Source organism: Cobetia sp. 2AS (genome assembly GCF_029846355.1).
Classification (GTDB): Bacteria; Pseudomonadota; Gammaproteobacteria; order Pseudomonadales; family Halomonadaceae; genus Cobetia; species Cobetia amphilecti.
This window is the reverse complement of record NZ_JARWKQ010000001.1, coordinates 741,758-764,395: the sequence shown is the minus strand read 5'-3', so window position 1 is coordinate 764,395 and position 22,638 is coordinate 741,758. Positions and strand designations below refer to the sequence as shown.

Annotated in this window: 19 protein-coding genes and 1 pseudogene; 8 read left to right on the top strand and 12 right to left on the bottom strand. The window is 54.5% G+C overall.

Features of this window, described 5'->3' with window-relative positions; translation table 11 throughout:
* Positions 1–12: 12 nt before the first annotated feature.
* Positions 13–1,113 carry a chemotaxis protein gene (locus tag QD356_RS03295; RefSeq protein WP_192837960.1) on the bottom strand — a complete coding sequence of 367 codons (1,101 nt, stop codon included), beginning with the start codon at positions 1,111–1,113 and terminating at the stop codon, positions 13–15.
* A 690-nt stretch (positions 1,114–1,803) separates the two neighbouring features.
* On the opposite strand from QD356_RS03295, the gene QD356_RS03290 reads away from it, so the two are divergent.
* The 3 genes from QD356_RS03290 (at position 1,804) to QD356_RS03280 (ending at position 4,742) form a co-directional block, all read left to right on the top strand.
* A complete protein-coding gene (locus QD356_RS03290) occupies positions 1,804–2,793 on the top strand; it encodes a DUF1852 domain-containing protein (RefSeq protein WP_192837959.1) in 990 nt (329 codons plus the stop codon).
* 97 nt (positions 2,794–2,890) lie between these two features.
* Positions 2,891–3,925: a methionine synthase gene (locus tag QD356_RS03285; protein ID WP_054555785.1), complete on the top strand. Its 1,035-nt coding sequence runs from the start codon at positions 2,891–2,893 to the stop codon at positions 3,923–3,925.
* A 289-nt stretch (positions 3,926–4,214) separates the two neighbouring features.
* Entirely contained in the window at positions 4,215–4,742 is a 528-nt protein-coding gene (locus QD356_RS03280) for a flavin reductase family protein (protein WP_192837958.1), read from the top strand.
* Positions 4,743–4,910: 168 nt separating this feature from the next.
* Here the strand turns inward: QD356_RS03280 and QD356_RS03275 are convergent, their stop codons facing one another.
* A complete protein-coding gene (locus tag QD356_RS03275; RefSeq protein WP_192837957.1) occupies positions 4,911–5,486 on the bottom strand; it encodes a hypothetical protein in 576 nt (191 codons plus the stop codon).
* A gap of 352 nt (positions 5,487–5,838) precedes the next feature.
* Between QD356_RS03275 and QD356_RS03270 the strand changes: the two are divergent.
* Positions 5,839–6,680, top strand: a pseudogene (locus tag QD356_RS03270) (IS5 family transposase); the annotation flags it as partial.
* A 70-nt stretch (positions 6,681–6,750) separates the two neighbouring features.
* Here the strand turns inward: QD356_RS03270 and QD356_RS03265 are convergent.
* The 3 genes from QD356_RS03265 to QD356_RS03255 are packed head-to-tail and all read right to left on the bottom strand — an operon-like array spanning position 6,751 to position 10,302.
* A complete protein-coding gene (locus QD356_RS03265; RefSeq protein ID WP_192837956.1) occupies positions 6,751–7,728 on the bottom strand; it encodes an O-methyltransferase in 978 nt (325 codons plus the stop codon).
* The gene (locus QD356_RS03260) at positions 7,725–9,182 is read right to left on the bottom strand and encodes an ATP-binding protein (protein WP_192837955.1); all 1,458 of its coding nucleotides are present in this window, start codon (positions 9,180–9,182) and stop codon (positions 7,725–7,727) included. Before QD356_RS03260 ends, QD356_RS03265 begins: the two co-directional genes overlap by 4 nt.
* The gene (locus tag QD356_RS03255; protein ID WP_192837954.1) at positions 9,169–10,302 is read right to left on the bottom strand and encodes a DNA cytosine methyltransferase; all 1,134 of its coding nucleotides are present in this window, start codon (positions 10,300–10,302) and stop codon (positions 9,169–9,171) included. Before QD356_RS03255 ends, QD356_RS03260 begins: the two co-directional genes overlap by 14 nt.
* A 1,055-nt stretch (positions 10,303–11,357) precedes the next feature.
* On the opposite strand from QD356_RS03255, the gene QD356_RS03250 reads away from it, so the two are divergent.
* Entirely contained in the window at positions 11,358–11,711 is a 354-nt protein-coding gene (locus QD356_RS03250) for a hypothetical protein (protein ID WP_043335079.1), read from the top strand.
* A gap of 273 nt (positions 11,712–11,984) precedes the next feature.
* On the opposite strand, the gene QD356_RS03245 is transcribed toward QD356_RS03250, so the two are convergent.
* The 6 genes from QD356_RS03245 to QD356_RS03220 all read right to left on the bottom strand — a co-directional run bounded on the left by QD356_RS03245 (position 11,985) and on the right by QD356_RS03220 (position 19,209).
* Complete coding sequence (locus QD356_RS03245; RefSeq protein ID WP_225996442.1) at positions 11,985–12,899, bottom strand: LysR substrate-binding domain-containing protein; 915 nt, start codon at positions 12,897–12,899, stop codon at positions 11,985–11,987.
* A gap of 138 nt (positions 12,900–13,037) precedes the next feature.
* On the bottom strand, positions 13,038–14,564 hold the full coding sequence (locus QD356_RS03240) for an amino acid racemase (RefSeq protein ID WP_192837952.1): 1,527 nt from the start codon (positions 14,562–14,564) through the stop codon (positions 13,038–13,040).
* 91 nt (positions 14,565–14,655) lie between these two features.
* Positions 14,656–15,978, bottom strand: a complete 1,323-nt coding sequence (locus QD356_RS03235) for a dicarboxylate/amino acid:cation symporter (RefSeq protein ID WP_225996391.1) — start codon at positions 15,976–15,978, stop codon at positions 14,656–14,658.
* A gap of 315 nt (positions 15,979–16,293) precedes the next feature.
* The gene (locus QD356_RS03230) at positions 16,294–17,301 is read right to left on the bottom strand and encodes an ABC transporter substrate-binding protein (RefSeq protein ID WP_225996390.1); all 1,008 of its coding nucleotides are present in this window, start codon (positions 17,299–17,301) and stop codon (positions 16,294–16,296) included.
* A gap of 292 nt (positions 17,302–17,593) precedes the next feature.
* Entirely contained in the window at positions 17,594–18,295 is a 702-nt protein-coding gene (locus QD356_RS03225; RefSeq protein ID WP_054555772.1) for a pseudouridine synthase, read from the bottom strand.
* Positions 18,295–19,209, bottom strand: a complete 915-nt coding sequence (locus QD356_RS03220; protein ID WP_192837951.1) for a nitrilase family protein — start codon at positions 19,207–19,209, stop codon at positions 18,295–18,297. Before QD356_RS03220 ends, QD356_RS03225 begins: the two co-directional genes overlap by 1 nt.
* Positions 19,210–19,539: 330 nt before the next feature.
* Here QD356_RS03220 and QD356_RS03215 point away from each other — a divergent pair, with 330 nt between their 5' ends.
* From QD356_RS03215 to QD356_RS03205, 3 genes are read left to right on the top strand one after another with little or no spacing between them, the layout of a single operon-like run.
* A complete protein-coding gene (locus tag QD356_RS03215) occupies positions 19,540–19,893 on the top strand; it encodes a DUF1904 family protein (protein WP_192837950.1) in 354 nt (117 codons plus the stop codon).
* Positions 19,890–20,840, top strand: coding sequence for an EamA family transporter RarD (gene rarD / locus QD356_RS03210; protein WP_192837949.1), 951 nt, complete (start codon positions 19,890–19,892; stop codon positions 20,838–20,840). Before QD356_RS03215 ends, rarD begins: the two co-directional genes overlap by 4 nt.
* A gap of 47 nt (positions 20,841–20,887) precedes the next feature.
* Positions 20,888–21,952, top strand: a complete 1,065-nt coding sequence (locus tag QD356_RS03205; RefSeq protein ID WP_192837948.1) for a YihY/virulence factor BrkB family protein — start codon at positions 20,888–20,890, stop codon at positions 21,950–21,952.
* A 167-nt stretch (positions 21,953–22,119) separates the two neighbouring features.
* Here the strand turns inward: QD356_RS03205 and QD356_RS03200 are convergent, their stop codons facing one another.
* On the bottom strand, positions 22,120–22,551 hold the full coding sequence (locus tag QD356_RS03200) for an OsmC family protein (protein WP_043335071.1): 432 nt from the start codon (positions 22,549–22,551) through the stop codon (positions 22,120–22,122).
* Between the last annotated feature and the right edge of the window lie 87 nt (positions 22,552–22,638).

The following is a 22,638-nucleotide window of genomic DNA, read 5'->3' as shown; positions in this document are numbered from 1 at the left end:
CCACTGGCGACATCAAGCTTCCTTGATGCCTTCCGCACTGGATGTCGCTTCTTCAAGCTGATTATCCAATTCACTATGATTGAGTATCATAGAGCCCTCTGCATCTGCCTCCATAACAGGCACACCTTTCTCATCCAGGAGTACTCCACTATCTACAGCTTTGACCTTAAATATCGGAGTAGTGATCAAATCAACCATAATGGCTGCCAATGCATAGCCATTTTCGATAGTACGCATGATCTCTTCATTCATCTTACTTATTTCTTTCGCCACACCGAGATCATGGCTTTTAATATACTGCAGATAACCGTCAATTTCTTTAAGTTTATCAAAATACAAAATAAACTTATCATCAAGTAATGTGAGTGCACTTTTTATCTTACGCACATAAGCCGTGGTCTGACTAAGATGCTCAATAGCTCGTTCCAGCTTTTTGATGGATTCATTGGCTTCCTCATCGGCCTTGCGAGCATTCCTGAGCGCTTCTTTACCATGGCTATTATAAGCCCAGCCTGCAATCGCCAATACAGGGCCAGCTACTGCGCCCCCAAGAATTGCCGTTCCACCAGCCATGCCCATACCGCCCGTTGCCAAAGAGCCACCACCAATGGCCGCCAGGGTGGCGTTGGTGGCGGCAGCCCCTGCCAGAGAGGATATCGCAGTGCCCGTTGACGCTGCGCCCAAAGCCATAACGCCACCGTAGACTGCAAACCCGGCAGCAGCACCGGCGGTGCCGGCTCCTGCGATCGTTCCCAGCACGCCAACGGCTGTGTAGCTATATTCCCCAATTTCTTGGAGCTTATGCTTGGGAATATTAACTTTCAGCTTATTCTTTCGACCCTCATTCAACTGCTGCTGAAGCTTGTCAGCCAAAACCTTGAACTCACCTAGACGCTTGCCAATCTCCAGCTCTTTTTTTCCCAGCGCTTCGAGTGCCCCCGTTGTCGTCTTCTCCTGTTTATTAAACACTTCTCGTTTTTCGTCATAGCGCTGCTGGGCACTCTTAACGATTTCGTCGGCTTCCGAATGACTCTGATAACCGTCATAGCCTTTCTTCGCGCCGTAGGCGGCGCTAGCCAGGGCTGCTCCAGCAAGGATTAAGGGAAGTGGCATAACAATATCCTTATTGATCAGCTATAAAAAATAAATTCCCAAATTTCAATGCGACCTTGGCCATATAGACTATGATCGATATAACAAGTTGATCACATCAGATATCGCAGCTATCCGCCAAGACCTAGGTATTACCCTATGCATATCGACCGAGAGCGATGATTCTTGAGGCATATTTTCATAATACAGGCACTCATTTCACTTCTTGTCATAAGAATTAGCTTTAATTACTGATACGACAATCCTGGTCGCAGCTTGGATTCCTTCGCCGTGCAGCATCTTTGCAGGGCGTACGACCCAATCGCTCCGGTGCACGACGCATCAACGCCTCAGCGGCTCACGTTGCGCACGTGCTGAGTCCGCCTCTCCCCACTCGATTCGCCGGCTTTCACAGCGCCAGACATGACGCCCGCCTCCATCATGAATTTCACTCAACTTGAACATTAAAAAATCCAGTTTGTCTCATGGAGACAGTCACTAGATACTCACCTCCATCAGATCGTTGATGAAGACTTCCCATGACGCTGCACTTCACAGCCAGCACACGGAACGTGATGGCGAGCAGCGTGCCTCCTCTCCCGGCATGGATGCGTTCTCACAGAGAGCAACCCGCTCACGAGACGCCTGAAAGATCACGGGAAGATGTCGACGACACAGTGAATTTTCTCTCTCAGGATCAGGGTGAACGCCATGAGCAACGAATTCGGTTTCAGCATCAACAGTCTGCGCTTTGACGAGAACTACGTTCCGGCGGAAAACACCCGCCTGACCACCAATTTCGCCAACCTGGCGCGTGGTGAGAGCCGTCAGCAGAACCTGCGCAGCACGCTGAACATGATCAACAACCGATTCAATGCGCTGGCCAACTGGGACAACCCCAAGGGCGATCGTTACTCCGTCGAGCTGGACATCATCTCCGTCGAGCTGAATCTCGATGCCGCGCGTTCCGACAACGCCCTGCCGATCATCGAGATCCTGCAGACCACCATCGTCGACCACCAGACGAATCAACGCATTGATGGCGTGACCGGCAACAACTTCTCGTCCTACGTGCGCGATTATGACTTCAGCGTGCGACTGCTGGAGCACAACAAGGGCAAGGACTCCTTCAGCGTGCCGGAGCAATTCGGCGTACTGCACGGCAATCTGTTCCAGGCCTTCGTGGGCTCTGCTGCCTACAAGGAATGCTTCAAGAAGCCGCCGGTCATCTGCATCAGTGTGTCGACCACCAAGACCTACCAGCAGACCGAGAACGTGCACCCGATCCTCGGGGTGGAATATCGCCAGGACGACGATTCCCTGACCGATGCGTACTTCAGCAAGATGGGCCTGAAGGTGCGTTACTTCATGCCGCCGGGCAGCGTTGCGCCGCTGGCCTTCTATCACACCGGCGACCTGCTCAACGATTACAGCAATCTGGAACTGATCAGCACCATCAGCACCATGGACACCTTCCAGAAGATCTATCGTCCCGAGGTCTACAACGCCAATTCCGTGGCCGGCAAATCCTATCAGGCGAGCCTGAAGCAGCAGGACCACTCACTGACGCGCATCGTGTACGACCGCGAAGAGCGCAGCCAGCTCGCCATCGAGCAGGGCAAATTCGTGGAAGAGAGCTTCATCAAGCCCTACCAGAGCCTGCTCGAGCAGTGGTCCGCCAACTGGTCCGCCAACCGATAACTCCATCATTGGTCAGCTCACTGATCCGCAAACAGCGCGCGCTGATCGACGAACGACATTCGCTATCTGAACCATTCCAAGGACAAGGTTATTCATCATGACGAGATTACTCCCGACCTCTACCGCTGGCAGCCTGCCGAAACCGTCCTGGCTCGCCGAACCGGAGGTCCTGTGGTCCCCCTGGAAGCTCGAAGGTGAGGCACTGATCGCGGGCAAGCAGGATGCCCTGCGCGTCTCCCTGCAGGAGCAGCAACACGCCGGGATCGACATCGTCAGCGATGGCGAGCAATCGCGTCAGCACTTCGTCACCACCTTCATCGAACACCTGAATGGCGTGGATTTCGAGAAGCGCGAAACCGTCAAGATCCGTGATCGCTACGAAGCCAGCGTGCCGTCCGTGGTCGGCCCGGTCTCCCGCCAGAAGCCGGTGTTCGTCGAGGATGCCAAGTTCCTGCGCTCGCAGACCGATCAACCGATCAAGTGGGCACTGCCGGGACCGATGACCATGGTCGACACCCTCTTCGATGGCCATTACAAGAGCCGCGAGAAGCTGGCGTGGGAATTCGCCAAGATCCTCAACGAGGAAGCCAAGGAACTCGAAGCGGCAGGCGTCGACATCATCCAGTTCGATGAACCGGCCTTCAACGTGTTCTTCGATGAAGTGAATGAATGGGGCATCGCCACGCTGGAGCGTGCGATCGAAGGCCTCAAGTGCGAGACCGCCATCCACATCTGTTACGGCTACGGCATCAAGGCCAACACTGACTGGAAGAACACCCTGGGCTCCGAATGGCGTCAGTATGAAGAAGCCTTCCCCAAGCTCCAGCAATCCAACATCGATATCGTCTCGCTGGAATGCCACAACTCCCACGTGCCGATGGAGCTGATCGAGCTGATCCGTGGCAAGAAGGTCATGGTCGGTGCCATCGATGTCGCCAACAACACCATCGAGACGCCGGAAGAAGTCGCCGAGACCCTGCGCAAGGCGCTGCAGTTCGTAGATGCCGACAAGCTCTACCCCTGCACCAACTGCGGCATGGCTCCGCTCTCCCGTGAAGTCGCCCGCGGCAAGCTGCAGGCACTCAGCGCCGGCGCCGCCATCGTACGCAAGGAACTCGAAGCGCAGCGCTGATCGCTTGGCGAAACACTGAACCGGCCAAGATACAGCGCGGGCCAAGGCACAGCACTGTCAGATAGCGCCAGGCTAGTCCCGAACCGAGTTGGCCCGACGATAGTGCTCGAGAGTGGAAGCAGCTGCGGCTGATACCGCCGCAAACAAAAATGGCCATCGTGAAGAATTCACGACGGCCATTTTTTCATCACTCACATCCTTGTCACTCAATCACCCAGTCCCGCGCTATCGCTGCAGCCCCTCCCCCACGGCTGACAATTACCACCTCCCCACTCTCCCAGGATTTGCCATGTCACTCCCCGACACCAAAGCTGACATCCATTCAGACACACCCATCGACCCCGCCAGTTTCCGTGAAGCCCTCGGCCACTTCGCCTCCGGCATCACGATCATCACCACCCAGGTCGACGACGAACCGATCGGCTTCACCTGCCAGTCGTTCTACAGCGTCTCGATGAACCCGCCGCTGGTCTCCTTCAGCGTCAAGGCAAGCTCGTTCAGCTATCCAAAGATTCGCCAGGCAGAACGCTTCGCCGTCAACATCCTCTCCAGCGAACAAAGCCATGTCTCCAACCAGTTCGCCATGCGCGGCGCGGATAAATGGCAAGGCATCGACTGGCAGCTCTCCCCCCTCGGCAACCCGGTCATCAATGACAGCCTGCACTGGCTCGACTGCAAGATTCACGCTGAGCACCCCGCAGGTGATCACCTGATCGTGATCGGGGAAGTGAAGGGACTGAATCTGGATGTTACGGGGTCCGCGCGGCCTTTGTTGTATTTCAAGGGGCAGTACGGGGGCTTGGCTGGAGTTAAGTAGTAATACTTGGATTGGCTGCTATCTAGTCGATAGCAGCCTCAGTACAATGGATAGAAAACAAAGCTTATATAATCCATGGTAACTCAGATAATATCACCATAGCCGTTATCAAAACTCCACTTAATTGAATATTTTAAATTATCCTCATAGACTCAAGCAGTTTTTGACCTACATAGCAAAAACTCTTACCATACCTGTTTTGTTGATAAAATCTTCCCCTACAAGGTAAGGACGGTGATAACCGACTTTAGCATCTTCCTCCTGATCCGGAGTAATCAGCATGATACACTGATGAGAGGGATGAACATCTCTTCCAAATATTATATCGGCATGCGCTTCGGCCGTACAATCAATTATCGCTCCATCACTTAAAGTCAGCCAAACATGTGCTTTTATTGGTTGATCAACCTCAGGACTAGTTAATTCTTGTTCTATCGCAGTACGGCTCATCTCACAATAAATATAATCATCCCAATATCTATCACCAATGGTAATATAACTATCTATTCCCATATCATCTTTCAAATGCTGCTTGATTAATGAGTGAACACGCACACATTGTGAAGCAAGATCTGTAGAGTCATTAAAACCATAGTGATATAGAGCATCACCACATAATTGAAATATCTCTTGAAGAGTTGAATGACTCAATTTTTCAGTGAATGCAGCTGGCATCTCTTTAACATTTAGACCCAAGCTTTCTGTATATTTCACTGCAGCCATAAATCTAGAGTTGTAATTCATTGCAAACCTTACTATGGATTATGTAAATTAAATAACACCCAAATTAAACCCAACAAAATAAAATAATCGCATTAATTGTTTTAGATGCTTTATCGCATGGTGATCTGTAACATTTCAACGCCTTACTCAAGGCAGGTTTTAACTAAATCTCAATCTTACTAAAACTGATATATCGAGCTATAATGTTACCACCAAACTCGCAAGTTTCCGTGAAGTCACCAGCTATCTCGCCCCGAGGATCAAGCTAATTACCATCTAGGTCGAGGACGAACCGATCAACTTCACCTGCTAGGTATTGTACGAAAAGTCATTTTTGCTAATGTGACTCATGAACATCCAGCATAGGTGCGGTATGACAGGACGCTACGAAATCTCGGATAGCCAATGGCAGTTGAGCGAAGACATTGTCTCACCGGCTCAATCGGTGGGCAGGCCCAGGAAAGACGACAGACAAATACTGAACGGCATCTTTTGGCCCTCTATTCTGGTACCAAGTGGCGCGACCCTTCCCGAATGTTATGGCCCTTGGAGCACTATCTACCCAAGGTTCGACAATGGCGTGAGGACGGTACCTTTGAGGCAGTCTTCTCGCAGCTACAACTGCGGCTTCGCGAAGATGGCCTGATGGATCTCGAGACCTGGATGATCGACTCAACCGCCGTTCGTGCAACACGCGGCTCCGCTGTTGGAGGCACAAAGGGGGATCTGAAGAATCCTTAGACCATGCGTTGGGCCGGGGTTGTGGCAGCATCACGACCAAAATCCATTTGATCTGTTATCGCTTTGGTTGGTCCATCGACTTCACGCTGTCGGCGGGGCAAGAATCGGATACGCGGTACTTCATGCCCACTCTGGAAAAGGTTCATCTACCGGGGTGTCGTAGCCGGCCACGAAAGCGTTGCCGCTACATCGTGGCATACAAAGGCTATGACAGTGATGAGTTGCACCGTTACTGCGACCGCGTTCGAATCAAGCCGATCATCGCTCAACGAAAGATGAAGCGAATACCCCGTCCAAGTCCTACGGGATTTCGATAAACCCATGTACCGTCAGCGAAATATCGTGGAGCGCTCTTTCAGTTGGTTGAAAGAGTTCCATCGTATTGCGACGCGATATGAAAGGTTGGCCCGTAGCTTTTGTGCGATCGTATACGTAGCTTACATACGCCGCTGTCTACGAGCCGACTTTTCGTACAGAACCTATAATTTTCCCTGTCATGACTTTCATTCGGACCAGAATTTTAAAGCATCAGCACATAACACAACTATATAACTATACGACTAAAATGAGGATACTGTCGATAGAACTTTAGGTAGCTTTCAATCATATTTAGTGATTTCTCTTCACTAGAGTCAAATAGAAATCCAAGTTGACTTTGTACAGCAGCCGCATCATCAGAAGGCATTGTCGCATCTATTTCTAGTCGCTCCTTCAGAGAGAGCACTGGAACCCTAACATCTAAAATCGAATCATTTTTATCATACAAAAAAGGCCACATTCCGAAGACCCTATCGCTTAGCAAGCAACTCTTCTCCTCGCTAGAGACTAAGACTCCAGAAACAGTAACCATTCTATGAGTATCTTGGTAAGTACATGCAACAATTGGGCAAAAAGAAACATTTTTGCCTTGCAAAGCAAGATATGCTGCCTTAATAACAGCATCTAATAAAATTTTGGGGTAGTTCTTAGAGGTTAACTGCTCTTCACTAATATCAAAAGCAAGATAATCGTTTAGCTTACTTTTTAGGCATTGTAGCCTAGCTCTTTTAAGCTCTTGTCTGCTTTTCTCACTATGCGAGCCTAATGTATCGATATTAGCATTAAGGGTTATTTTTACAACATCCCCTTCTTGGAGCTTCGATAGTAGTTGTCTAAACTCTTGGAGTTGAGCACCTATTTTTTTGGAGGATGCATAGTCAAGCCAAAAGATGACATTGCCTTCGATAGAAAAACTATCAATAAAATCTTCTGCAGTTTGATTTTTACAGTCAATACATCCAAAAGGAAGATTCTTCCTTTGTCTTTCAATTACACTTTCATCTTCCTCTAAACTTATCATTTTTTCAACATAAAGCTCAGAATGGATTTGTTTAAAATCCTCTAGAAATGGGCCTCCAAAACCAATATAAGTATATTTTTTCATTAAAAAATGCCTAGACATAATCTGCAAAGACTCTATGAAAAGTTTTCTATCAACAGCCTTTCCTGGCCTTAGGTGGTAAGGAATAAAGCCACCGCTCATAGCTCCTCCTTGGCATCCCTGAGGATAATATTAAAGCACTCTTCGCCAACCTCCTTTGGTTCACGATTTGAGTCACCAAATAAAAACTGAGAAACTTGATTTATCTCTAGTTGAGGTTTAGAGTACCTAATCTGCTTAGAGGAGGTTCTAGAAGAAGCTGGCCTAGGCAACTCAGGAATAAATTTCTTCTCTTTTTGATTTTTCCTAGGATTCACCCACTTATCATGCGGAATAACATCAGAAACATCTCTAACGCTTTTCATTGCAGAAGTCTTGAAGAGTTGCTTTTCTTCCTCTTTATACTGTTTCCAGTGATTAGTATGCTGAGTAAATAACCTCATACCCTCCATCATGTAGTCTTTTACTTGTAGATAAAGATCATCACTAGCTTCTAAGCCTCTCTTCGTTGTATTTATCGGAAGTTTATTAGCATTATTACATGTAAATTCAACAACTCCCGAGATGGTTATAAATTGATTATGATAATTAGGAACTTTTGCAACCCCCCAGCCGGTTAATCTACTTTTATCTTTATAGAGTACAACGCGCTCGTTCGCTATAATGGTCCAACCTGCTTCTTCACTTGATCGTTTAGGGGACTCATTCCACTCATCTAGTTCTGACTCGGACGGTGGCTCTGCTAGAAAACCGACAACAAGCCGCACATTAACATTGTTAATTTCACCTTCGTAAATATATGGCAACACGCCTTTCTTATTCTCATAATCTTCAAATGAAGATGCCATTACAGTCAACGGCTTTGGGCTTACAACCTTACCAGAAAGAGTAATTCTAAATCCTTTTTTTATAATATATGTATAATGCGTCGAGATTAGCTCATATAGTTGATCTTGGAACCAATCATGCTGTTCTTCTGAAAACTCATTGGCAACTGTTTGAACAAGTTTACTTATGATTATTTTGGTTCCATCATGATCTAAAGCTTCTTCTGGCTGGCTTAAACCCAAATCCCAATTATTTGTATCTTTAAGCCATTCAGGGGAGATATTTACAACGTACGAATCTGTGCCATGTTTTGAAATAACTGAGGCCTGACGCCCCATTTTAAAAATAGCACGCTTCATGCCTATTCCGTAAATACCTACAGTACTTAGATCTTCCTCCCTATCATCAGGCCTACCCATCCTAAAAGCATATTCTTTAGCAGTTTTAGATGGTATACCTCCACAGTTATCATATATTATAAATGAATTCTCATCGAAACTTATCTTGCAAAAAAAACCTTCATAAGGCCTATCCGCAGCGGAGATTTCACTCCCCATAATCGTTCGTGCAATACCATCCACACAGTTATCGAGAAGATCTAGAATAGCATCTTTTAAATCTATATCTCTCGTTAGCATTTCTACAAAAAATCTTTTTGTTGGGGCGGCATTAACTATTGCATCATCGCCTTTGTCTTCTTTTATCATATTTTCCTTATCCTTTTCCAAGCTCTCTTTCTGTATTTAATTTTTTTAAAATCACATTTAAAACATTTTCCGCAAAGATAGGAGAAACACTATTGCCAATCATCCTAAAGCTATGCCAAATGGTTGGATGAAATACAAACCAATCTGGAAACCCTTGAATCCTAGCTGCTTCTCTTATAGTTATCACTCTGGGCTGCTCAGGGTGAATGGGCCTGACAGATTGAAAGCTCCCTTTATCTTTCCCTGTACCCGCCCTTAAGGTAGGAGCTTGTGCATCCCATTTTAATCTTGGAAATCTACTTACACTGTCCACTTTTCCCGGTACAACTTTTTTGAACCGATTCTGTACTTCTAGTGTATGCTTAGTGAAATTTAAACCAGTGACGTAACCTTGGGTTATTTTATTTTTAAAATATTGATCGCCTAATTCATCATTGGGCAATGATCTCAAGAAAGATGCATAATCACTGAGTACTATAGTTCGGGGGTACTTCCCCACATGAAACCCTTCTTCCCCTTTCAAAACAGCTATGGATGGAGAAGGTAGATCTGATATAGCAGATCGAACGGTTACTTTCCTATCAACTGTACTCGAAAAATCAGCTTCTTTTAAAGACAATCCACTATGAGGCTTATAACCAACAACTACTACTCGTTTCCTGTTTGTAGGCACACCGTAATCACTTGCATTAAGCACCATAGGTTTTAAAACTACGTATTGCTTTTTGAACACTTCCAAAGCAGCATCGAGTGACTTCTTATTCTGACTATCTAAGATCCCTTCAACATTTTCCATGACGAAAAATAACGGGGATATAATATTAACTTGGTTAGCAAAGGCTACAACAAGACTATTTCTAGGATCAGAACTGTCACGCTTGCCTATCCTACTAAATCCTTGGCAAGGGGGACCTCCTATCACACCATCAGGCTGCCTGCCATCAAGAACTACTTGCCAAAATCTCTCATCTAATTTCTGTATATCAGCATGCAGAACTTTTGTACCAGGGAAGTTCATTCGCCAGCTAGAAGTAAGATCTTGGTCAATATCCACTGCTGCAAGCGTAGAAAAACCTGCAAGGTGCGCTCCCAAGGAAAAGCCACCTGCACCGCAACATAAATCAACAACAGTCTTATTCATTGAGCCATATATATTTAAGGAATAACAAGCCTTACGGCAACCCAGAAGCAAAACTTGTCAATCATAACACAAAAAAAATCAATTCAAAACCAAATGTTATAAAACCCCGATGCTATACGATATCTCAAGAATACTTTAATATTTTATTTATACCTAAAGAAAACAATTAAAGATTCCAGTGAGGATGAAACTCACTTAGTGATTCGTCAACGGCAGATTGTAATTCAGAGCCACTCTGCAGGAGTGTATATCCCCTCATCATGGAAAGCAGCTATCGTGATAGCGCAAAGAGTAACCCAAGAAGCCACCTCGTTGTGCGGCGAATTACGGCTTAGTTTACGTGGCACCTCATCTTGTTGGCCTTAATGCTCACATTGATCTGGATATCACCAATGAATTGTATCTCGAGGTTGTTGTAAACCAGCATCCCAGTTGCAGTGCTCATTGGTGGTGTGTATCGCTTGCCTCATCTCTTCACACGGCTACCGCACGGCGCTGCAGCAGGGCAAGCTCCGTCAAGGGATCATACGACCCAACGTCCTGTTGAGTCAGTCAACAATCGTAAACCCGAATATGTGAAATTTCATGAAACCTAATAGTAGCTGACTTGGTGCACTTCGGGTATAGATCGTCAGTTCAATGCGACATCCTGCGTCGCCTGAACGGTACGCTGTCTCGGTCCCCCAGCGCGCCTCGCTGCGCCCTCCTCTCTATCGCATCTAACTCCACGCCGGAAATTTCTGCGATGTTCGCCAACGCCTACTTGCTCTGTCTAACTGAACTGATACCCAGCTTCATAAAATTCATACGCCTACGTAAGACATTGCCAACGAATCCCAAAATCCACTTTTCCCAGCCCCACGGGAAATCCCCGCCTCAGCCCGGAAAATTCTGGTTCTTCAGGCCCCCCGCGTCGCTAACCAACTGATTTTCATAGAAAGTGGTGATAATTGAGGCTCCGATTCGCCCTATCTCATCTCACAGCCAAAACTCATATTGCACTGCAGCAAAAACAGGCGTATCAATGTACTCAGGTTCCTTACTTGGAGAGCACAATGGCTAAACAACCTGCCTGGTCAGAGTTGGTCCCGACGACGCCGGCTGCGATGTTCGATGTCTGGAAGTTGGGCACGACGTCGGTGGAGATGTGGTCGACGGCCATGTCGACCATCATGTCGCGCACTCAGTTGTGGGGAACCCAGTCACCGCTGGACCCGAAGATGATTACCGAGAACCAGAAGATGGTGTCGGAGAAGATCGCGGCCAGCTGGGAGATGTGGTTCGTGATGCAGAAGGCGTGGATGAACGCGATGACGGGCGGCAAGGTGGCGCCGTGGTGGACGACGGGCACCCTCTTCATCAAGCCGTTGCACAAGCGTACGACGGCCAACTCGCGTCGACTGTCGTGAGAGGCGTTGCATGACTTGCAGCTGCGGCCGATAGGCTGTGAGCTGAGATGCGCTCAGCTATGGTCAGATGCGCTCAGATGCCACAACGCAAGACGGGAGCCCTGGTGGCTCCCGTCTTGCGTTGTGCTCTGGCGATGATTTCAGTTCATTGCCCTGCTCTTTGCTTTGCGTGCCCTTTCCGTTGCGTGCCCTTTCCGTTGCGTGCCCTTTCCGTACTCTTTCTTCTCCGGGCCCTTTCTTTACCTATCCCTTCTCTGGCACGCCGCCAGCGGACTATTGGCCTGACTCGAGGGTTTCGTCTTCGGCGGTCAGGCAGGCTTGCCAGATGCGTTCGGCCACGCGCTGGTCATGCTCGGCGTGGCGGAAGAGGCAGATGTCCAACGGCGCGGTGTGGCTATCATCGCTGATGATGACGAGGCGCTCGGCGGCCAGCTCGTCGCGTACGGCGCGTTCCGGCACCCAGGCGATGCCACTGCCGGCGAGTGCGCCGCGCTTGAGCACGTCAGACATCGAGCATTCGTAGCGGAAGTTGAGACGCGCGGCGAGGTTCTGGCGGCCGATGATCAGTGCGGTCAATCGGCCGAGATAGCTGTCACTGGAGTAGCAGAGATAGGGTTGCGGTGTGTCGCTGTCGAGGGTGTAAAGCGCTTGGCCTGCGTCATCGACGGCACTGACGGGCACCAGTCGCTCGGAGCCGAGCACGATGGAGGGATAACGCACGATGTCGGTGAGCGTCGGGAGTAGCGGGCTGTTGTAGGCCAGCATCAGATCACAGTTGCCGCTGATCAGGGCATCGACACAGCCGGCGACGTGGTCGGGCACGATGCGTGCCTTGAGATTGCCCAGTCGGTTTTGCAGCTGTTCATGCCAGTCGACGAAGAAGCTGACCGCCAGCGTGTGCGAGGCGGAAATCGAGACGACTTCCTCTATCTTGGGCACGAAGCCGAGCGCCTCATCGCGGCCGACGCGCAATACCGAGAGCGCATCCTGGGCGGTGCGCTGGAAGGATTCGCCTGCGGGGGTCAGGCCGACGGGGAACAGGCTGCGGTCGATCAGGGTGGCGCCGACCCAGTATTCCAGATTGCGAATACGACGGCTGAAGGCAGGTTGCGTCACGTTGCGCAGGGTGGCGGCGCGCGAGAAGTTACGCGTCACCGCCAGGGTGAGGAAGTCTTCCAGCCAGTTCATTTCCACGGCGAGCACCTGAAGAGAGGCATGAATGAGGCAAAGGCACACAGCGCGCCTGGGTGAGCGCAGTATATCGCGTCGCTGCGTGCCTTTTCTTCAAGCTCTCTTCACTGGCTGATCGGATGGATGCAGCGCTGATCAAGCCTCGGCTTGCGCCAGTGCCACACAGCGCTGCGCGAGAATTTCCGCGGGGTCGAGCAGCGCTACCCGCTCACGCAGTGCCGCATCGAGCTCGATCAGCGGAAGCTCGGTACAGCCCAGGATGATCACTTCTGCGCCCCGCGCCAGCAGGTGGGAAATGGCAGCCTGCAGATGCTCGCTGCACTCCCCTGTCGTATGCCCCGCCTTCACACCGTGATGCCCGTAGATCGCCTCCATCACCTGGGTCTGACAGCTTGCATCAGGCACCAGCGTTTCCCGCCCCGAGCCCTCGATGATGTCGTGGTAGACCCGACTGGTCACGGTGCCGCTGGTTGCGAGCAACCCGACCCGCGTCACCGGCGTCTGCATCGCCGCGATATGGTCAACCACCGCCGTCAGCATGTTGATGATCGGGATGCCGATATAGGGCTGGATACGCGCCACGAAGGCATGCGCGGTATTGCAGGGAATCGCGATGGCATTGGCGCCATCGGCCTCCAGCCGCTGACAGGTCGCGAGCATCGGAATGCTCGGATCTTCGCCCTTGCCGATCAGATTGGCGGTGCGATCGGGAATCTGCGGATTCTGCTCCACCACCATCTTGAGGTGGTCCTGATCGCGCTCGGCACGCGTCAGGCTGACCACCTTGCGCATGAAGTCCACCGTGGCCGCCGGCCCTACCCCACCGAGCACACCGAGCTTGAAGTTGCGATTCTCGCGCTCGCGGTCCACGCCCAGTGCGTACTCGGCGTAGATGAGATTGGAGTCGAGCAAGGGCACCGGCACCAGCGGCTGCAGCGACTCCATCAGCACCGGAATCTCGCTCAGGCCCGGCACGATGATCTCCGCGCCCTGACTGACCAGGTCATCACAGGCCTCGAGCAACAGTTGCAGACACTCGCCACCATGATGGCCGCTCTTGATGCCGCTGGGCCCATAGATGGCCTGCATCAGGGCATCACGCTGCAGCGTGGCATCTGGGTAGATGACCTCGAGGCCGCCAGCTGTCGCGAGGCTTTCGTCTTGCGTGGCATCCGTGACAGCCATCGTGGCCTCCGGCTCACCGAAGCGCTGCTCGAAGATACCGGAGGCGCGCACGTAGCTTGAGGTCAGCACGCCGATCTTGCGCACCTCGGGATAGTCGCGGCGAATGCGCGCCAGCAGCGCATCGAAGATATCGACGACGTTGAAGCTGATTTCCGGGGTGATCTCGGCCAGGAAGGTGTGGGAGAGAAAGCATGGCACCATCGCGTTCTCGACCTTGCCCTGCATGTCCTTGAGCACGTTGTAGACATAGAACTTGCGCCGCAGCGGGTCGTAGGCCTCCGCCGCGATTCCCGGCCCATCATCGAAATGGCGTTGCTCGAAGGCGATATCCACTCCGCCCGGCGGCTTGCAGTACTGCGCCGCGCGCACCGTCTTGAGCAAGACATCCGCGCTGCCGATCGCCCCCAGGCCACCCACGACGCCGTAGCGAACGACAGAGGAGCTGGCTTTATGGGAAGGTGCGTTGGGGCGTTCCATGACGATGTTCTCCTGATGTCTTTGACACGCTTATCACGCGGATGCCGACAAGCCGATGATGATGACGCGGTAGGTGTTCAGACAAGAGCGCTCAACTGAGCTCTGAGCGCATGACGTGGGGCGTATTGAAGACTTCCTCGTCCAGCTCGCCTTCGCTCTTGGCCACCAGGCAGCTGACGGCGCAGTCACCCGCAACGTTCAGGCCGGTACGCGCCATGTCGAGCACACGATCGATACCCGCGATGATGGCAACGCCTTCCAGCGGCAGGCCGACGGAGGTCAGCACCAGCGAGAGCATGATCAAGCCGGCACCCGGCACACCGGCGGTACCGATGGAGCCCAACGTCGCGGTCATGATGATGGTGACGTATTCGGTCATGCCCAGATCGACGCCATAGGCCTGGGCGATGAAAAGCGCGCAGACGCCCTGATACAGCGCGGTGCCATCCATGTTGATGGTCGCGCCCAGCGGCAGCACGAAGCTCGAGACACCTCGCTTGACGCCCAGATTCTGCTCGGCGGCCATCATGGTCACCGGCAAGGTGCCGGAACTGGAGGTGCTGGTGAAGGCGAGCATGATCGGCTCGACACTGCCCTGGAAATAGCGCAACGGGTTCAAGCGCGCCAGAAAGCGCAGCATGCCGCCATAGACCACGATGGCATGCACGAAGCAGCCGAGATAGACGATACCGATCACCTTGGCCAGCGGCGCGAGCATTGCCAGGCCATAGGTGCCGGCCACCCAGGTCATCAGGGCGAAGACACCGTAGGGCGTGAAGGCGATGATGATGCTGGTCATGCGATAGATGATTTCCGCTGCGGATTCGAAGAACACGCGCACCGGACGGGCCTTCTCTCCCACCAGCGTGATGGAGAGGCCAAACAGGATCGCGAAGACGATGATCTGCAGCACATTGCCTTCGGCGAAGGCCTCGACGGCATTGGTCGGCACCAGCCCGAGCAGGGTATCGACGGCGGTCGGCGCTTCACGCACCTCGACATTGGCCGCGCTGCCCAGGTCGATCCCGACGCCCAGCTGGAAGACGGTGGCCAGCCCCAGGCCGATGGTGATGGCGACTGCCGTCATGCCCAGATAGAGCACCAGCGTCTTGACGCTCAGGCGGCCGATCTTGGAGAGGTTGTTGAGCGAGGCCACGCCAGTGACCAGCGAGATGAAGACCAGCGGCACGATCAGCATCTTGATGCCGCGGATGAACAGGTCACCCAGCGGTTTGATATCGGCGGCGATATCGGCGCGCCCGGTCTGGTTGAGCACGATGCCCAGCCCCAGACCCAGAACCAGTGCGATGAAGATCTGCTTCCACAGCGCCAGACGTGTCCAGGGAGACAGAAAGCGCGCAATGGGCCCGGGAGAGCGAGGCATCGGGGCGGAGGAAGAGCCTGAATCAGCCATGAGTGTTTCCTTCTTGTCATTATTGTTGGCTACGCGTGGAAGCAGCGCAGAGTGCAGACTGATGGTGATACAGGCCCCTATCTCGCGACCAATTCTTTATTTGGATTTTCCATGCAAGATTTGCATGACGACGAATTCTCCCCCTGATGGGCAGCACGCCAGAGGTCATTTTCTGCCCTGACACTGCGCACGCTTTTGACACGTTCACTGCTGTAGAACGCACGAAGCCCGCTCAATGAGCGGGCTTCGTACACTGACCACAATATTCAAGGTGTTGCATCCACAAAGATCAGCGGCACCTTTTCAAGCTGTCGATCATGCCTCCGGCAGGCCGAGAGCCTCCTTGACGGCCGGCCAGGCAGGTTCGCCATCACGGGTGGTCACGCCTTCCAGCCAGGCCTTGACCTTGGCTGGGTTGGCCTTCATCCAGGTTCCCGCCACCTCTTCCTGCGGGCGCTCTTCCTTGCCATAGCCATAGATGAGTTCACTCTGCTCCTCGGAGGTGAAGGAGATCTGATCCAGGAAGATGGATGCATTGGGGTGTGCTTCCGACCATGCCTTGTTGGCCAAGGTCTTCACATCACTGGCGCCACCACCCGGGCCCCAGAGGTCTTCCGGGTCATCGAGGAAGACCATGTCGTATTCGACGCCCATCCAGTGCGGAGTCCAGCCGACGAACATGACCCACTCATCACGCTTGATGGCATTGGCGACTGTCCCAAGCATGCCGGCAGTGGAAGACTCCTTGAGGTCCCAATCGCCGAGGCCATAGATATCCTCATCGACGGCACGGTTGGCGATTTCACTGGAGCCCGAGCCGATCTCGATGGAATAGATGGTCTTTTCGAACTTGTCGGCAAATTCCGGCTTGTCGACGTCATGCAGTGAGGTGACACCGGCTTCGGCCACGTAACGTGGCACGGCGAAATTGGCACGTGCGCCATCCACATTGTTGCCGAAGTCGACCATGGCATCCTTTGCCATAGCCGCCTTGTACATGGTGCTTTGACCCGGCAACCAAGCGGCCAGGTAGACATCGACTTCCCCGAGCGAGATGCCTTCGTAGGTGATCTGCGCGCCCAGCTGGCGGGTGGTGGGGGAGTAACCCAGTGCCTCGAAGACTTCGGAGGCGATCTCGGTCTTCATGGTCACGCCCGGCCATGGCGGCGCCGCGAACACCACACTGGCATCTTCCGCGGCAGTCGCCGGCGCTGACAGCGTTGCCAGCAGCAGACCACTGCCCGCCAACGCCATGCGCAGTGGCAGAGGTTTCAGCAGGTGGGACCTGGTGAAGGGAGACGACTTGAAGAAGGGGGACGACATAGTGGATTTTCCTCGTTGTTGTTATGAATACGCCATTGTCATGAAAATACTGGAAACAAGCGTTTGATTGAAGACGGCCTCTGCATAAATACCACTTCTGCAAAACCCACTTCCAGCAAATAATTCACAATACGAGCAGACAATTGCCTACCTTAAGCGCGATCGTTGGATCGATACAAGGCTCGGCGGCCAACGACGCGCATGAAAAAGCCCCCGCCATTCGTGAAAATGACGGGGGCTTTTCATGACGCATGCGTCGATGAATCAGAAGCTAGCGACCAGAAGCGAATGATCAGAAGCTGGCGATCTCTTCCGGACGCAGGAAGCGACATTCGCCCGGCTCCAGCTCCGGGTCCAGCTCGACAGCCCCGATGGCTTCGCGATGCAGGGCTTCGACGTGATTGCCGATGGCAGCGAACATGCGCTTCACCTGGTGGTAACGGCCTTCGGTGATCCACAGCAGGCCCACGGTGGCGGTTTCCATCTCGAGACGCGCCGGACGGGTCGGCTTCTCCTCGCCATCCAGCATCAGGCCGTGATCGAAGTCCTCCACGGCGCGCGCCAGCTCATCGCCTTCCAGCGGACGCGCCAGAGTGACGCGATAGCGCTTGGCACAGGCCTTCTTGGGCGAAGTGACACGGTGGTTCCACTGGCCGTCGTCTGTCATCAGCACCAGACCGGTGGTGTCGACATCGAGACGCCCGACGATGCTCAGGCGCTCGACATTGGGCAGATCGATCAGGTCATGCGCGCGCTCATAGAGGCCCGGCTTGCTGGTGCATTCCACATTGGCCGGCTTGTACAGCATCAGATAGCGCAGCCCCATCAGCTCCAGGTGCTCGCCATTCCATTCGACGCGCATGCCATCCTTGACGGCGCTCGCGGTGTTCTTGACTACCTCACCATCCACGGTGACATCGCCGCGGTGCACGACCTTCTTGGCATCGCTACGGCTGAGATCCGTGGTTTCGGTAAGGAATTTGTCCAGGCGCATCAGGCCTCCAGAGTGAAATGATCGGCGTCCATCCACGCCGGAAACTTGGTGCGAAACTCGTCGAGCGCGCCGCGATCAAGCGTCACGGTCTCGATGAAGGGCTGGTCTGGCGCAGGGTCGAGGATGGGCTCGCCCTTGAAGTCGCAGACCATGGAGTCGCCGGTATAGTGCAGCCCGTTGGCGTCGTCACCCACACGGTTGACGCCCACCACATAGGCCAGATTCTCGATGGCGCGCGCCTGCAGCAGCGTACGCCACGGATGACGCCGTACGCCCGGCCAGTTGGCCACGCACAGCAGCAGGTCATATTCAAAGGCGCTGTCGGCGGCGGTCTCGGCAGCACTCACGCCACCGATGACGGGACGCTGACGCAGCCAGGTCGGGAAGCGCAGGTCATAGCAGACCGAGAGCTGAATCCGAAAGCCGTTGAGCTCGACCAGCACCCGCTCATAGCCCATGCCATAACGCTCATGCTCACCGGCCATGCGGAACAGATGGCGCTTGTCATAGTGCGTCACCTCGCCGTCGGGCGTGGCCCACAGCATGCGGTTGTAACACTCGCCGTCATCCAGCACCGCAATGCTGCCGGTCATCACGCAACCGCGGGTGATGGCCTGTGCCTTGAGCCAGTCGACGCTCTCGCTGGACTCCATCGGCTGCGCCATCTCACGCGAATTCATGGTGAAGCCGGTGGCGAACATCTCGGGCAGCACGATCAGATCGGTTGCGGCATTGCGGCCATCGGCGCCCATGACCAGGCCAGCGGCATCCAGCTGCTCGCCGAGCAGACGGCAGTTCTCCGCCGGGTCTTCCCAGCGCAGGTCCGCCTGCACCAGGCTGACACGCAGTGTCGCCCCTCGCGAGGCATCGCCAGCATTCGCTTGCGAGGAAGTCGCCTGTGGCTGTGTCGTCATGGTCGTCGTGCCTCCCTGCTGACTGAATGGACGCTTGAGTGGCAACTGGCGGATTCGCGGCGGCGTGAGCCTTGCCCACCCTGCCGCTGGTCGTGCCACGCCTTGAAAGCGCTCATTCTACCGTCTGTGGCGATCAGATGTGAGAGGCAAAGCATGATCTGTCACCACCGCACTGCTCAGCACGCGCACGAATCCCTGGCGGCGGGTGTGAGCATCAGAAGCCAGTGATATATTGGCGATGAACGCAAAGTCGCCACGCCAGGTTGCGGCGACGTCTGTTCACCGCGAGCTTGCTCGCCCCCTCCCTATCCCGACTCACAGGAGAGCTTCATGCCTCAGCTTCGCTTCCACGGTGTCACGCCTGCCCGTCTTGCCCCTGTCTCGCGCGCACTGATCGATCAGCTGAGCGAAGCGACCGCCACCGCGCGCGACGAATTCACGCTGGAATGCATCACCACCCAGTATGTGTTCGATGGTCAGCTCGTCGATGCCTTCCCCTTCGTCGAGGTGCTGTGGTTCGAACGTGGCCAGAAGGTGCGCGATCTGTGCGCCCAGTCCATCGCGCAGGCAATGAAAGAGGCCGGCTATCCGGAGGCCGAAAGCTTCTTCATCGCCCTTGAACCTTCTGGCTACTACATCGCAGGTAAACCGCTGGCGCAGGATGGTTCGAGCGACTCCGCATGAGGCGGGAGCAGGCAAGCCCCTCAGTCGAGAGCCTGGCTCAGGCGCGCCGCGAGAGCGCCAAGGGTGTCGGCTTCGGGCTGGGCGCCTATGTGATGTGGGGCTGTTTTCCGCTCTACTTCGCGCTGTTCGAGAGCATTCCCGCCTGGGAAGTGCTGCTGCACCGCATCCTGTGGAGCTGCGTGTTCATGGTGCTGCTGATCAGCGTCATCCGACGCTGGTCGCCGGTGCGCGCCGCCTTCGCCGAACCCCGCAAGCTGGTGCCGGTGCTGGCCTGCTCGATCCTGATCGCGCTCAACTGGGGCATCTACATCCACGCGGTGGAGGTGCATGAGGTACTGCAGGCAAGCTTGGGTTACTTCATGACGCCGCTGGTCAATGTCGGGCTGGGCATGCTGTTCCTGAAGGAGCGCCTGTCGCGCGTACAGCTGTTCGCGCTGGGGCTGGCCGTTCTCGGCCTGAGCCTGCAGCTGATCGGCCTGACGAAACTGCCGTGGATCACGCTCTCGCTGGCCGTCACCTTCGGCACCTACGGGCTGCTCAGAAAGCGCATCGCGCTGGATGGCCTGTCGGGCCTGCTGGTCGAGACGATGATGCTCGCGCCACTCGCGCTGCTGCTGATCGGCGGTCAGTGGTTCTCCGGCGAATCGCACTTCACGGACAGCGATGTCGGCCCGCTGGGGCTACCCGCCAGCGTGCTGATGATGTCCAGCGGCGTGCTCACCGCGCTGCCGCTGCTCGCCTTTGCCGGTGCAGCGCGTCGCCTGCGCCTCGCCACGGTGGGCTTTCTGATGTACATCAACCCGACCATGCAGTTTCTGATCGCGCTGCTGATCTTCAAGGAAACCCTGCATCCGACGATGCTGATCACCTTCGTGCTGATCTGGAGTGGTCTGGCGCTCTATACCGCCTCGACGTTCTTCCAGCATCGCGCCCGACAGCGCGGCTGATATCACCCTTGAACTGACACCACGAACCAAAGCGAGGATGCCCAGCCATGCCAGACCCTGCTGCAGACTCCGTGAGCAGCCGCCTGTTGCGCTTTCTGCCGCGCCTGCTGGCCTTCGCCCTGCGCGTCATCGGACAGTTCATCGCCAACCGTGGCGTGCTGCTGGCCGGTGGCGTCGGCTACAACATCCTGCTGTCCAGCGTGCCGCTGTTCGCCTTGCTCTGCGTGCTGCTGACGCACCTGGTCGATGAAACGCGCCTGATGAGCATCATCGCCATTCAGGTCCAGCATCTGGGGCCGGGCCAGGAAGATATCCTGCTGGACGCGGTGCGCAAGCTGCTGGCCAATCGCGAGGTGATCAGCTGGATCGGCATGGGCGGCTTGCTGTTCTTCGCCGGACTGGCCTTTCGCATGCTGGAAGACGCCATCGCGCTGATCTTCCATCAGCATCCGGTGATTCGTAAGCGCAGCGCCTGGATTTCCGCCCTGCTGCCCTACGCCTTCGTGATGGTGCTGGGCGCGGGCCTTCTGGCGCTGACCCTGCTGGTGGCGCTGGCCTCGGCGATGAATGACGCCCTGACGCTGTTGACCGGTATCGAGCTGACCCTGGGCGATGCCGGCAGCGAGGTGATCTATCTGATCAGCATCGTCGGCATGTTCGGGCTGTTCAGCGCCATCTACAAGATACTGCCCCAGACCCGCGTCTCGACCCGCCGCGCGCTGGTCGGTGGGCTGGTCGCGGCCACGCTGTGGGAGCTGACGCGTCTCGCCTTGAGCTGGTACTTCACCCACCTGTCCTTCGTGGGTGCCGTCTACGGCTCGCTGGCGACGCTGATCGTGTTGCTGCTGGGGCTGGAGATCGGCGCCGTGATCCTGCTGCTCGGCGCCCAGGTGATCGCCGAGCTGGAGCAATGCTCACGCGAGAACATTCGCTGGTACCGCACGCCGGATCGCAAGCCGCTGACGCGACTGCAATCGCGCCGCAATGCCATGCAGCATGCCGGCGAGGTCAGCGAGGAGGAGGAGTTGGCAATGAGCCCAGACAGGGGTTCAGACAAGGTTGCAGAAAACGGCTCAGCAAACGGTTCAGCAAACGGCTCAGACAAGCGCTAGTACACGCCCTCGGAAAGCTCACCGCGCACAACGAAAAAACCGCCCCGGGGGGCGGTTTTTTCATGCTCGCATCGCAGAGATGATACCTGCGGTCACGCGAGTCGTTGTCGTCGTGGTCGACGCTTGACGGCCATTCGCCCGCGACGACTGGGTCGACAAGCGACGCCTCAGTTGACCAGCGAGGCTTCCAGCGAGATCTCGGCGGTGAACAGCTTGGAGATCGGGCAGCCACCCTTGGCCTTCTCGGCGGTGGACTGGAAGTCTGCCTCGCTGATGCCCGGCACATCGGCCTTGGTCACCAGAGCGACCTTGGTCACGCTGAAGCCGCTGTCGTCCTTGTCCAGATGGACGGTGGCGGTGGTATCGATGGCCTTGGGCTCATGCCCCGCCTCGCCCAGCATCATCGAGAGTGCCATCGAGAAGCAGCTGGCGTGAGCCGCCCCGATCAGCTCTTCGGGATTGGTGCCGGCGCCATCTTCAAAGCGCGTGTTGAAGCCGTAAGGCTGATCCTTGAGCGCACCACTTTCACTGCTGACAGTGCCTTTACCCTGCTTGACGCTACCTTCCCAATGCGCGGAACCGGTTTTCTTGATCGTCATGCCTGTCTCCTTGACCTGGGTGAACACTCAGGGCCGTTGCCCTGTCCCTCTCACATTGTCATGGCGCGTCGCGACTTCAAGGGGCGT

Coding starts and splice junctions, on each gene's coding strand:
- QD356_RS03285 (WP_054555785.1), top strand. CDS start 2,891: ATGACGAGATTACTCCCGACCTCTACCGCTGGCAGCCTGCCGAAACCG.
- QD356_RS03230 (WP_225996390.1), bottom strand. CDS start 17,301: ATGTCGTCCCCCTTCTTCAAGTCGTCTCCCTTCACCAGGTCCCACCTG.
- QD356_RS03275 (WP_192837957.1), bottom strand. CDS start 5,486: ATGAATTACAACTCTAGATTTATGGCTGCAGTGAAATATACAGAAAGC.
- QD356_RS03280 (WP_192837958.1), top strand. CDS start 4,215: ATGTCACTCCCCGACACCAAAGCTGACATCCATTCAGACACACCCATC.
- QD356_RS03215 (WP_192837950.1), top strand. CDS start 19,540: ATGCCTCAGCTTCGCTTCCACGGTGTCACGCCTGCCCGTCTTGCCCCT.
- QD356_RS03205 (WP_192837948.1), top strand. CDS start 20,888: ATGCCAGACCCTGCTGCAGACTCCGTGAGCAGCCGCCTGTTGCGCTTT.
- QD356_RS03265 (WP_192837956.1), bottom strand. CDS start 7,728: ATGAGCGGTGGCTTTATTCCTTACCACCTAAGGCCAGGAAAGGCTGTT.
- QD356_RS03220 (WP_192837951.1), bottom strand. CDS start 19,209: ATGACGACACAGCCACAGGCGACTTCCTCGCAAGCGAATGCTGGCGAT.
- QD356_RS03235 (WP_225996391.1), bottom strand. CDS start 15,978: ATGGCTGATTCAGGCTCTTCCTCCGCCCCGATGCCTCGCTCTCCCGGG.
- QD356_RS03295 (WP_192837960.1), bottom strand. CDS start 1,113: ATGCCACTTCCCTTAATCCTTGCTGGAGCAGCCCTGGCTAGCGCCGCC.
- QD356_RS03200 (WP_043335071.1), bottom strand. CDS start 22,551: ATGACGATCAAGAAAACCGGTTCCGCGCATTGGGAAGGTAGCGTCAAG.
- QD356_RS03225 (WP_054555772.1), bottom strand. CDS start 18,295: ATGCGCCTGGACAAATTCCTTACCGAAACCACGGATCTCAGCCGTAGC.
- QD356_RS03255 (WP_192837954.1), bottom strand. CDS start 10,302: ATGAATAAGACTGTTGTTGATTTATGTTGCGGTGCAGGTGGCTTTTCC.
- rarD (WP_192837949.1), top strand. CDS start 19,890: ATGAGGCGGGAGCAGGCAAGCCCCTCAGTCGAGAGCCTGGCTCAGGCG.
- QD356_RS03240 (WP_192837952.1), bottom strand. CDS start 14,564: ATGGAACGCCCCAACGCACCTTCCCATAAAGCCAGCTCCTCTGTCGTT.
- QD356_RS03245 (WP_225996442.1), bottom strand. CDS start 12,899: ATGAACTGGCTGGAAGACTTCCTCACCCTGGCGGTGACGCGTAACTTC.
- QD356_RS03290 (WP_192837959.1), top strand. CDS start 1,804: ATGAGCAACGAATTCGGTTTCAGCATCAACAGTCTGCGCTTTGACGAG.
- QD356_RS03250 (WP_043335079.1), top strand. CDS start 11,358: ATGGCTAAACAACCTGCCTGGTCAGAGTTGGTCCCGACGACGCCGGCT.